Origin of the sequence: Streptomyces sp. NPDC006012, from assembly GCF_042871185.1 — a bacterium.
In the GTDB taxonomy this organism is placed as follows: domain Bacteria; phylum Actinomycetota; class Actinomycetes; order Streptomycetales; family Streptomycetaceae; genus Streptomyces.
In genome coordinates this window covers 143,986-154,575 of record NZ_JBIAIE010000020.1, presented here as the reverse complement: position 1 = coordinate 154,575, position 10,590 = coordinate 143,986, and the positions used below count along the sequence as shown (strand labels likewise).

Genomic DNA, 10,590 nt, shown 5'->3' with positions numbered 1-10,590 from the left:
CGTCTGGAACATCGACTCCTTCGACCAGTGGGGTGTCGAACTCGGCAAGGTCCTCGCCAAACGCGTCGAACCCGCACTCACCGAAGGCACCGAGGCCGAGGGTCTGGACGAATCCACGCGTGCCCTGGTCGCCCACTACCGGGAGCTGCGCGGCCGGAGCTGAGCGCCGGACCGGCGCCTGGCGGGCCGACGGCCGGCGGGTCAGGTATCCGGAACTGAGCGACTGCCTCGCGCGAGGCTCCTGACGGTGAGTGACCCTTGCGCGGCTTCGGCGGCCGGGTACGTGGCTTCGGCGCTCCGGGCCGTGCGTGACTTCGCCAGGGAGCGTGGTTCGCGGACGCTCGGGGACCCTCCGGCAGGAGCACCAGTGGCGGCCAGGCACCACCGTCAGCGGGCCGGTGTCCGGCCGTCTTCCGATGGGATCTGATGGGAGTGGGAAAGACAAAACCGGGCGCGGCGGGGCCGGAGCCCCGCCGCGCCACGCGTCACGGTGAAGCAGGCGGATACAGCGAGCGCGGCAGTCCGGAGGCCGCCGCCGCGTCCAGCAGCCACAGCGTCCGCTGCCGGCCGTATGCGCCCGCCGCCGGGGCCTGGATCTCGCCCGCGCCGGACAGCGCGATCTGCGCGGCCTCCGCCTTGTCGGCACCGGCCGCGAGCAGCCAGACCTCGCGGGCCGCCCGGATCGCCGGGAGGGTGAGCGAGACCCGGGTCGGCGGCGGCTTGGGTGCGCCGTGCACGCCGACCACCGTGCGCTCGGTCTCCCGCACGCCCGGCAGCTCGGGGAAGAGGGACGCCACGTGCGTGTCCGGGCCGACGCCGAGCATCAGCACGTCGAAGGTGGGCACGGACCCGTGGTTCTCCGGGCCCGCGGCACGGGCCAGTTCCGCCGCGTACGCGTCCGCCGCCGCGTCCACGTCGGCGCCGTGCGGACCGTCCGACGCGGGCATGGGGTGCACGCGTTTCGGGTCCAGGGGCACGGCGTCCAGCAGGGCCTCGCGGGCCTGGGTGACATTGCGTTCCGGGTCGCCCTCGGGCAGGAAGCGCTCGTCGCCCCACCACAGGTCGAGCCGGGCCCAGTCGACGGCGTCCCGGGCGGGCGCCGCCGCCAGGGCGGACAGCAGCCCGTTGCCGTTGCGGCCGCCGGTGAGCACCACCGACGCGGATCCCCGGGACGCCTGGGCGTCCACGACCTTGGTGATCAGGCGGGCCGCCGCGGCCTGGGCCATCAGCTCCTTGTCGCGGTGCACGACCAGCTGCGGGGTGCTCACTTGGACGCCGCCTTCTTCGCCGATGCCTTCTTCGCGGGCTTCTTGGCAGCGGCGCCCTTCTTCGCGGGCGCCGACGCCGTAGCGGTTTCCGACCCCGTACCGGTCTTCGTCGTCGCCCCGGCACCCGCGCCGGCGGGCTTCGGATTCGCCGCGGGCTCCGGGTCCGCGGCGTGCCGTTGGTCCGCAGGCTGCGCGCCGACCAGCCGCTCCACGCCGTAGCGCAGCGCCGACGCGTAGGTGTCGTCCGGGTCGAGCCGCCGCAGCTCCTCCGCGATCAGCTCGGCCGTCTCGCGCCGCTTGAGCGCGACCGCCCGGTCCGGCTGGCCCTGGATGGACAGCGTGGCCAGCGAGCCGTCCGAGCGGTCCAGGCCGATCGGACCGCAGTCGGTGTCCAGCCGGACCGCTGTGAGGCCCGGTCCGGACGACAGCGACCGTGTGACGGGGACGTTCAGCCGGTCCGCGAGCCACATCGCCAGCAGCTCACAGCTCGGGTTGAACTCCTCGCCCGTCACCTCGACGCCCCTGACCTCGCAGGTGACCTGGTCCAGGGCCGCGGCCAGCATCGAGCGCCAGGGCGTGATGCGGGTCCAGGACAGATCCGTGTCGCCGGGCGTGTAGGTCGCGGCGCGGGCGGACAGCTCCCGCACCGGCTGCTCGGACGCGTAGATGTCGGTGACCCGGCGCTGGGCGAGGGCGCCCAGCGGGTCCTTGGCCGGATCGAGCGGCGCGTTCACCGGCCACCAGACGACGACCGGCGCGTCCGGCAGCAGCAGCGGCAGCACCACGGAGTCGGCGTGGTCGGCGACCTCGCCGTACAGCCGCAGCACCACCGTCTCGCCGGTGCCGGCGTCCGCGCCCACCCGCACCTCGGCGTCCAGCCGCGAGGTGGTGCGGTCACGCGGGGAGCGCGAGACCCGCTTGACGACCACCAGGGTGCGCGAGGGGTGCTCGCGCGAGGCGTCGCCCGCGGCCTTCAGGGCGTCGTAGGCGTTCTCCTCGTCGGTGACGACGACCAGGGTCAGCACCATGCCCACGGCGGGCGTGCCGATCGCTCGGCGGCCCTGCACCAGCGCCTTGTTGATCTTGCTGGCCGTGGTGTCCGTGAGGTCTATCTTCATGGCCGGCGCCAGCTCCGTCCGTCTCGTGCGAGCATTTCGTCGGCCTCCACGGGACCCCACGTGCCCGACGGGTACTGCGCGGGCTTGCCGTGTTTGTCCCAGTACTCCTCGATCGGGTCGAGGATCTTCCAGGACAGCTCGACCTCCTCCGTGCGCGGGAAGAGGTTGGCGTCGCCGAGCAGTACGTCCAGGATGAGCCGCTCGTACGCCTCGGGGCTGGACTCCGTGAACGACTCGCCGTAGGCGAAGTCCATGGAGACGTCCCGGATCTCCATCGAGGTGCCGGGCACCTTGGAGCCGAAGCGGACCGTGATGCCCTCGTCGGGCTGGACGCGGATGACGACCGCGTTCTGGCCCAGTTCCTCCGTCGAGGAGTGGTCGAAGGGGGAGTGCGGGGCCCGCTGGAAGACCACCGCGATCTCGGTGACCCGGCGGCCGAGCCGCTTGCCGGTGCGCAGGTAGAAGGGGACGCCCGCCCAGCGGCGGTTGTCGATCCCCACCTTGATGGCGGCGAAGGTGTCGGTCTTCGACTTGGCGTCGATGCCGTCTTCCTGGAGGTAGCCGATGACCTTCTCACCGCCCTGCCAGCCCGCCGCGTACTGCCCGCGGACCGTGCTGCGGCCCAGGTCCTTGGGCAGCCGTACCGCGCCCAGCACCTTGGTCTTCTCGGCGGCCAGCGCGTCCGCGCCGAAGGAGGCGGGCTCCTCCATGGCGGTCAGCGCCAGCAGCTGGAGCAGGTGGTTCTGGATGACGTCCCGGGCGGCGCCGATGCCGTCGTAGTAGCCCGCCCGGCCGCCGATGCCGATGTCCTCGGCCATGGTGATCTGGACATGGTCCACGAAGGACCGGTTCCAGACCGGCTCGAACATCGTGTTGGCGAAGCGCAGCGCCAGGATGTTCTGGACGGTCTCCTTGCCGAGGTAGTGGTCGATCCGGAACACCTGGTCCGGTTCGAACACCTCGTGCACGACCTTGTTCAGCTCCTCGGCCGACTTCAGGTCGTGGCCGAAGGGCTTCTCGATGACCGCGCGCCGCCAGGAGCCGCCCGTCTGGTCGGCCAGACCGTGCTTCTTCAGCTGCTGGATGACCACCGGGAAGGAACGCGGCGGCACGGACAGGTAGAAGGCGAAGTTGCCGCCCGTGCCCTGTGCCTTGTCCAGCTCCTCGATGGTGGACCGCAGCCGCTCGAACGCGTCGTCGTCGTCGAAGGTGCCCTGGACGAAGCGCATCCCCTGGATGAGCTGCTGCCAGACCTCCTCGCGGAACGGTGTCCGCGCGTGCTGCTTGACGGAGTCGTGGACCTCCTGCGTGAAGTCCTCGTTCTGCCACTCGCGGCGGGCGAAGCCGACGAGGGAGAAGCCCGGCGGCAGCAGGCCCCGGTTGGCGAGGTCGTACACGGCGGGCATCAGCTTTTTACGTGACAAATCGCCCGTAACGCCGAAGATGACCAGGCCCGACGGCCCCGCGATGCGCGGGAGCCGCCGGTCCGAGGGGTCGCGGAGCGGATTCGCTCCGGACCCGGAAAACCCTGAAGAGGGAGACAAGACGTCAGCCTTCCGAGGGGGCGAGGCGATCGAGGACCGCCCCGGTCGACTTCAGTAGATCGTTCCAGGAGGTCGCGAACTTCTCGACGCCCTCGTCCTCCAGGACCTGGACCACGTCGTCGTACGAGATCCCGAGCTTCTCGACGGCGTCGAGGTCGGCGCGGGCCTGCTCGTAGGTGCCGGCGATGGTGTTTCCGGTGATCTCGCCGTGCTCCTCGGTGGCCCGCAGGGTCGCCTCCGGCATGGTGTTCACCGTGTTCGGCGCCACCAGGTCGTCGACGTACAGGGTGGGCTTGTACGCCGGGTCCTTCACCCCGGTCGACGCCCACAGCGGACGCTGCTTGCGCGCGCCCGCGCTCTCCAGCGCGTTCCACCGCGCGGAGGAGAAGACCTCCTCGTACGCCTGGTAGGCGAGGCGGGCGTTGGCGACGGCGGCCTTGCCGCGTACGGCCTTGGCCTCCGGGGTGCCCAGTGCGTCGATCCGCTTGTCGATCTCGGTGTCCACACGGGAGACGAAGAAGGACGCGACGGAACGGATCAGCGACAGCTCCAGGCCCCGCTCCTTCGCCTTCTCCAGGCCGGCGAGGTAGGCGTTCATGACCTCGCGGTAGCGCTCAAGGGAGAAGATGAGCGTGACGTTGACGCTGATGCCCAGGCCGATGACCTCGGTGATCGCCGGCAGGCCCGCCTTGGTGGCGGGGATCTTGATGAGGGTGTTGGGGCGGTCGACGAGCCAGGCGAGCTGCTTGGCCTCGGCGACCGTCGCGCGGGTGTTGTGGGCGAGCCGCGGGTCCACCTCGATGGAGACCCGGCCGTCCTGGCCGTCACTCGCGTCGAACACCGGGCGCAGGATGTCGGCGGCGTCCCGGACGTCCGCCGTGGTGATCATGCGCACCGCTTCCTCGACGGTGACCTTGCGGGCGGCGAGGTCCGCGAGCTGCTGCTCGTACCCTCCCCCGTCCTCGGCTCCGCTCGGACGGGGGGACCCCCATCCGCTGCTGATCGCCTTCTGGAAGATCGTCGGGTTGGTGGTGACACCCACGACGTGCTGCTCGTCGATCAGCTCGGCGAGGTTGCCGGACGTGATCCGCTTGCGCGACAGGTCGTCCAGCCAGATCGCGACGCCTTCTTCGGAGAGGCGCTTCAGTGCGTCCGTCATGGAAAATGCATCTCCTACGTGTCGTTATATGAGCGTCAGCGCTGGGCGTCGGCCAGGGATTCCCGGGCCTTGGCGGCCACGTTCTCCGCAGTGAAGCCGAACTCGCGGAAGAGGACCTTGCCGTCGGCGGAAGCACCGAAGTGTTCGAGGGAAACGATGCGTCCGGCGTCCCCGACATACCGGTACCAGGTCAGACCGATGCCGGCCTCCACCGCCACGCGGGCCCTGACGGCCGGGGGCAGCACACTGTCCCGGTAACCCTGATCCTGCTCCTCGAACCACTCCACGCACGGCATGGACACCACCCGGGTGGGCACGCCCTCGGCCTGCAGCTGCTCGCGGGCCTCGACGGCCACGTGCACCTCGGAGCCGGTGGCGATCAGGATCGCCTGCGGGTCGGTGCGCTGCCCGTCGGGCCCTTCGGCGTCGAACAGGACGTAACCGCCGCGCGCGGCGTCGTCGTTGGGTTCGTAGACCGGTACGCCCTGGCGGGTCAGCGCGAGCCCGTGCGGGGCGCCCTTGCCGAATTCCTTGGTGTAGCGGCCGAGGACCTCGCGCCAGGCGATCACGGTCTCGTTGGCGTCCGCCGGACGCACCACGTTCAGGCCCGGGATCGCCCGCAGCGCGGCGAGGTGCTCGACGGGCTGGTGGGTGGGGCCGTCCTCGCCGAGGCCGATCGAGTCGTGCGTCCACACGTAGGTGACCGGCAGGTGCATCAGCGCCGACAGCCGCACCGCGTTGCGCATGTAGTCGGAGAACACGAGGAACGTGCCGCCGTAGACGCGGGTGTTGCCGTGCAGGGTGATGCCGTTCATCTCCGCGGCCATGGCGAACTCGCGGATGCCGAAGTGGATGGTGCGGCCGTACGGGTCGGCGCCGGGCAGCGGGTTGTCCTTCGGCAGGAACGAGCTGTCCTTGTCGATGGTGGTGTTGTTGGAGCCGGCCAGGTCGGCGGAGCCGCCCCACAGCTCGGGGATGACGGGGCCGAGGGTCTGGAGCGTCTTGCCGGAGGCGGCTCGGGTGGCGACGGACTTGCCCGGTTCGAAGACGGGCAGGGCGTCCTGCCAGCCGGCCGGCAGGGTGCCGCTGCTGATGCGGTCGAACTCGGCGGCCCGCTCCGGCTGGTTGTTGCGCCACTCCTGGAAGGACTTCTCCCACTCGGCCCGGGCCTGGTGGCCGCGTTCGAGGGCCTCGCGGGTGTGGGCGAGCACCTCGTCGGCGACGGCGAAGTGCTGCTCCGGGTCGAAGCCGAGGACGCGCTTGGTGGCCGCGACCTCGTCATCGCCGAGCGCCGAGCCGTGCGCGGCCTCGGTGTTCTGGGCGTGCGGGGCGGGCCAGGCGATGATGGAGCGCATCGCGATGAAGGACGGCCTGTCCGTGACCTTCTTGGCGGCCTCGATGGCGTTGTAGAGGGCGTGCGGGTCGAGGTCGCCGTCCGGCTTTGGGGCGACCCGCTGGACGTGCCAGCCGTAGGCCTCGTAGCGCTTGACGGTGTCCTCGGAGACGGCGGTCTCGGTGTCGCCCTCGATCGAGATGTGGTTGTCGTCCCAGAGCAGGACGAGGTTGCCGAGCTGCTGGTGGCCCGCGAGCGAGGACGCCTCGGCGGAGACGCCTTCCTGGAGGCAGCCGTCACCGGCGATGCAGTAGACGAAGTGGTCGAAGGGCGAGGCGCCGAGCGGGGCGTCCGGGTCGAACAGGCCGCGCTCGTACCGGGCCGCCATGGCCATGCCGACGGCGTTCGCGACACCCTGGCCGAGCGGTCCCGTGGTGGTCTCGACACCCTTGGTGTGGCCGTACTCGGGGTGACCGGGGGTCTTCGAGCCGAAGGTCCGGAAGGCTTCCAGGTCGGCCAGCTCCAGGCCGAAGCCGGCCAGGTAGAGCTGGGTGTAGAGGGTCAGGGAGGAGTGACCGGCGGACAGCACGAAGCGGTCGCGGCCGGACCACTCGGGGTCGGCGGGGTCGTGCCGCATCACCTTCTGGAAGAGGGTGTAGGCGACCGGTGCCAGGCTCATCGCCGTACCCGGATGGCCGTTGCCGACCTTCTGTACGGCATCGGCGGCCAGGACGCGCGCGGTGTCAACCGCCCGCTGGTCCAATTCGGTCCAGTCGAGGTCTGTGGTGGTCGGCTTGGTGCTCACCCTGAGTCAGGGCTCCTCTCCACATGTCGAATACCGGTGCACTGGGCGCCCACCGGCCGCTGTTGAGCCTACCCCCGCATGTACGTGCGTTTTCTCCCCACATTCCAGACTGCCGGGAGTCTGTGGGATCCGCCTCCGGACCAGGTTGTACGACCTTTGGCAACCGCATGACGGCCCGCTCCCGCGACGGCTCGGCCGAGGCTGCGCGCGCACCTCGGCCAACCCTTTCCAACACGACCCGACCCCCGCGAAAGCCGGGGTATGGGCAACGTCTACAGTGGCGTGGTACGCGCGAGCCTTTACCGGGACTTCACACGGGGAGGCTTGCTGGGATGTCTCTGTCAGGGGTGTGCGTGACGGCCGTCGAATCCCGTCCAGCTGGGGTAATCGGTGCGAACCAGAGCCCGGTCCACCGGCCGTTCGGGGCCCGGGTCAAGGCGTTCGTGGCGCTGACCAAGCCGCGGATCATCGAACTGCTGCTGATCACCACCGTTCCGGTGATGTTCCTGGCCAAGCAGGGGGTGCCGGACCTCGGTCTGGTCCTGCTCACCTGTCTGGGCGGTTACCTCTCCGCGGGTGGCGCCAACGCGCTGAACATGTACATCGACCGCGACATCGACGCCCTGATGGACCGCACCTCCCAGCGTCCCGTGGTCACCGGCATGGTGAGCCCCCGTGAATGCCTCGCGTTCGGCATCACGCTGGCGGTCGCCTCGACGCTGCTGTTCGGCCTGACCGTCAACTGGCTGTCGGCCTGGCTGTCACTCGGAGCGCTCCTCTTCTACGTCGTCGTCTACACGATGATCCTCAAACGGCGTACGTCGCAGAACATCGTGTGGGGCGGCATCGCCGGCTGCATGCCGGTGCTCATCGGCTGGACGTCCGTCACCGACTCGATGGCGTGGGCGCCGGTCATCCTCTTCCTCGTGATGTTCTTCTGGACCCCGCCGCACTACTGGCCGCTGTCCATGAAGGTGAAGGACGACTACGCGCGCGTGGGCGTGCCGATGCTGCCGGTGGTCGCCACCAACAAGGTCGTCGCCAAGCAGATCGTCCTCTACAGCTGGGTGATGGTCGGCGTCTCGCTGCTGCTGACGCCGCTCGGCTACACGGGCTGGTTCTACACCGCGGTCGCCGTTCTCGCGGGCGGCTGGTGGCTGTGGGAGGCGCACGCCCTGCAGAACCGCGCCAAGGCCGAGGAGACGGGCGCGAAGCTCAAGGAGATGCGCCTGTTCCACTGGTCGATCACCTATGTGTCGCTGCTGTTCGTGGCGGTCGCGGTGGACCCCTTCCTGCGCTGATCCTCCGGCGCTGGTGCGCTGCGGGCTCGCGGCGACGGGCGGGATGCGTGGGCAAGGCCACGCATCCCGCCCGTCGCCGTTCGGCGTACCCGTCGGTAGCATCCTGACCATGGCAGACACGCAACAGGTTGACCCGCGGGCCGAACGTACGGCGGCGCGGCTCGCCAAGCACATCGGCGCCTTCTCCCGGGCGCACGGCGGTGCCGAGGGCCAGGTGGCCTACATCGGCGAGCGCGGCGCCCGCATCGTGCTCGTCGGCGCGGACGGCGTCTGGGGCGATCTGGTCGCCCCCTCGTACGCCGTCGCCGAGCAGGCCGTCGAGAGGTCGAAGATCACCGTCCACGAGTCCTTCGACGGCGAGCTCGCGGGCAAGGTACGGACCGGTCCGTACGAGTGGAAGCGGATGGCCGGCATCCAGCTGGGCGGCTGAACCGCTCGCACCGAAAGGCCCCGGGGCGCGGCGGAGCACGAGGCGAACCCGGGGCCGTGCCGGCGCGGAACCGTGCGCCGCACCTTCTCCAGCGTCGAGCGGGCCGTCGACCGGACGGCCGCACCGGCCGCGCACCGAGCCGCCGTCCGGCGCCGTTCGTACGGCCCCGTCCGAACGGCGCACCGCGCGATCCGCTCTCCCCACCGCGTCCACGGCCACGCTGAAGCAGCAGGCCGGACGGCCGTCACGGGTCCGTACCCGCCGTCGTCCGCACGCCCGCTCCGCTCGTCCACCGGCATCCCTCGCTCCCGTCCCGCCGTGGACCGCGACCTGACGCCCCGCTCACCCGTTAGGAGGGGTGAGACAGCGCAGCGTCCACACGGGGAGCCCGGATGATCGACACGTCGTCCCTGGTGGACCAGTACTGCCACGGTGTGCTCCGTACCGAACTGGGCCTGGGCACCTTCGAGGCCCAGCTCGCCCGTACCGAGGGGCCGCCTGCTCCCGGCACCACACTCTTCGACACGCAGACCGGCTTCGCCGTCCGCCGCTGGTGCCCCCCGCTGCTCGGCCTCGAACCGCACTGCCGGCCCGCGCGCTATCTCGCCCGGCGCCGGGAACTCGGCGTCCTGGAGGCGGGCCGCAGGCTGCTGCGGGGCAGCGGCATCACCACGTACCTCGTCGACACGGGACTGGCCGGCGACCTCACCGGCCCCACCGAGATGGCGTCCGCGGGCAGTGCCGAGGCCCGCGAGATCGTGCGCCTGGAACTCCTCGCCGAGCAGGTCGCCGACACCTCCGGCACCGTCGAGTCCTTCCTCGCCAACCTCGCCGAGTCGGTCCACGGGGCCGCCGCGAACGCCGTCGCCTTCACCTCCGTGGCGGGCGTGCGGCACGGCCTCGCGCTCGCGCCCGAGCCCCCCGGACCCGGTGAAGTGCGCGGGGCCGCCGGGCGCTGGCTCTCCGGGCGCCGGGTCGGCGGGGAGCTGAGCGACCCGGTGCTGCTGCGCCACCTGCTGTGGATCGCGGTCGCCTCGGGCCTGCCGCTGCAACTGCACGCCGGCCTCGGCGAGCCGCGCTCGCCCCTCGACCGTACGGACCCGGTGCTGCTCACCGACTTCGTACGGGCCACGGCCGGCCTCGGCACGGACCTGGTGCTGCTGCACGGCTATCCGTACCACCGGCACGCCGCCCACCTCGCGGGCGTCTTCCCGCATGTGTACGCCGACTCCGGCGCCGCGCTGGTCCGCACCGGCGCCCGCGCGGCCGACGTGCTCGCGGAGATCCTGGAGCTGGCCCCGTTCGGCAAGATCCTCTTCTCCAGCGGCGCGCACGGGCTGCCCGAACTGCACGTCGTGGGCGCCCGGCTGTTCCGCGAGGCGCTGGGCCGGGTGCTGGGCGCCTGGGTGGCCGAGGGCGCGTGGTCGCTGGAGGACGCGCAACGGGTCGCGCGGCTGATCGCGGCGGAGAACGCGCGCCGGATCTACGCTCTGGGAGCGTGAGGCGGGACGGCACGGCGCGGGTGCCGCGCCGACGTCATCCGGCCTGCACGCGCGCGTGCAGGCGACGACGCACCTCCGCCGGGCGGCGGTGGATTGCGTCCGTGCGTTCGTGCGCGTGCGGACGACATCC

At 71.2% G+C, this 10,590-nt stretch carries 9 protein-coding genes; 4 read left to right on the top strand and 5 right to left on the bottom strand.

What is annotated here, in order from left to right; genetic code table 11:
• On the top strand, positions 1–163 hold a 163-nt coding region (locus ACFYPJ_RS28665), incomplete at its 5' end, for a hypothetical protein (RefSeq protein ID WP_389023132.1).
• Positions 164–485: 322 nt separating this feature from the next.
• On the opposite strand, the gene pgl is transcribed toward ACFYPJ_RS28665, so the two are convergent.
• From pgl to tkt, 5 genes are read right to left on the bottom strand one after another with little or no spacing between them, the layout of a single operon-like run.
• Positions 486–1,268 (bottom strand): 6-phosphogluconolactonase, encoded by a 783-nt coding sequence (gene pgl / locus ACFYPJ_RS28660; RefSeq protein WP_389023107.1) that lies wholly within the window; start codon positions 1,266–1,268, stop codon positions 486–488.
• Complete coding sequence (opcA, locus tag ACFYPJ_RS28655; protein WP_389023104.1) at positions 1,265–2,386, bottom strand: glucose-6-phosphate dehydrogenase assembly protein OpcA; 1,122 nt, start codon at positions 2,384–2,386, stop codon at positions 1,265–1,267. The genes pgl and opcA overlap by 4 nt, the downstream gene beginning before the upstream one ends.
• On the bottom strand, positions 2,383–3,930 hold the full coding sequence (gene zwf / locus ACFYPJ_RS28650) for a glucose-6-phosphate dehydrogenase (protein ID WP_389023101.1): 1,548 nt from the start codon (positions 3,928–3,930) through the stop codon (positions 2,383–2,385). The genes opcA and zwf overlap by 4 nt, the downstream gene beginning before the upstream one ends.
• 4 nt (positions 3,931–3,934) lie before the next feature.
• Positions 3,935–5,089 (bottom strand): transaldolase, encoded by a 1,155-nt coding sequence (gene tal, locus ACFYPJ_RS28645; RefSeq protein WP_389023098.1) that lies wholly within the window; start codon positions 5,087–5,089, stop codon positions 3,935–3,937.
• A gap of 35 nt (positions 5,090–5,124) precedes the next feature.
• Positions 5,125–7,227, bottom strand: a complete 2,103-nt coding sequence (tkt, locus tag ACFYPJ_RS28640) for a transketolase (protein ID WP_389023095.1) — start codon at positions 7,225–7,227, stop codon at positions 5,125–5,127.
• Positions 7,228–7,574: 347 nt separating this feature from the next.
• Here tkt and ACFYPJ_RS28635 point away from each other — a divergent pair, with 347 nt between their 5' ends.
• The 3 genes from ACFYPJ_RS28635 to ACFYPJ_RS28625 all read left to right on the top strand — a co-directional run bounded on the left by ACFYPJ_RS28635 (position 7,575) and on the right by ACFYPJ_RS28625 (position 10,460).
• Positions 7,575–8,528 (top strand): heme o synthase, encoded by a 954-nt coding sequence (locus tag ACFYPJ_RS28635; RefSeq protein WP_389023129.1) that lies wholly within the window; start codon positions 7,575–7,577, stop codon positions 8,526–8,528.
• Positions 8,529–8,637: 109 nt separating this feature from the next.
• On the top strand, positions 8,638–8,958 hold the full coding sequence (locus ACFYPJ_RS28630; protein ID WP_389023092.1) for a hypothetical protein: 321 nt from the start codon (positions 8,638–8,640) through the stop codon (positions 8,956–8,958).
• 392 nt (positions 8,959–9,350) lie between these two features.
• Positions 9,351–10,460 (top strand): amidohydrolase family protein, encoded by a 1,110-nt coding sequence (locus ACFYPJ_RS28625; RefSeq protein WP_389023089.1) that lies wholly within the window; start codon positions 9,351–9,353, stop codon positions 10,458–10,460.
• Positions 10,461–10,590 lie beyond the last annotated feature (130 nt).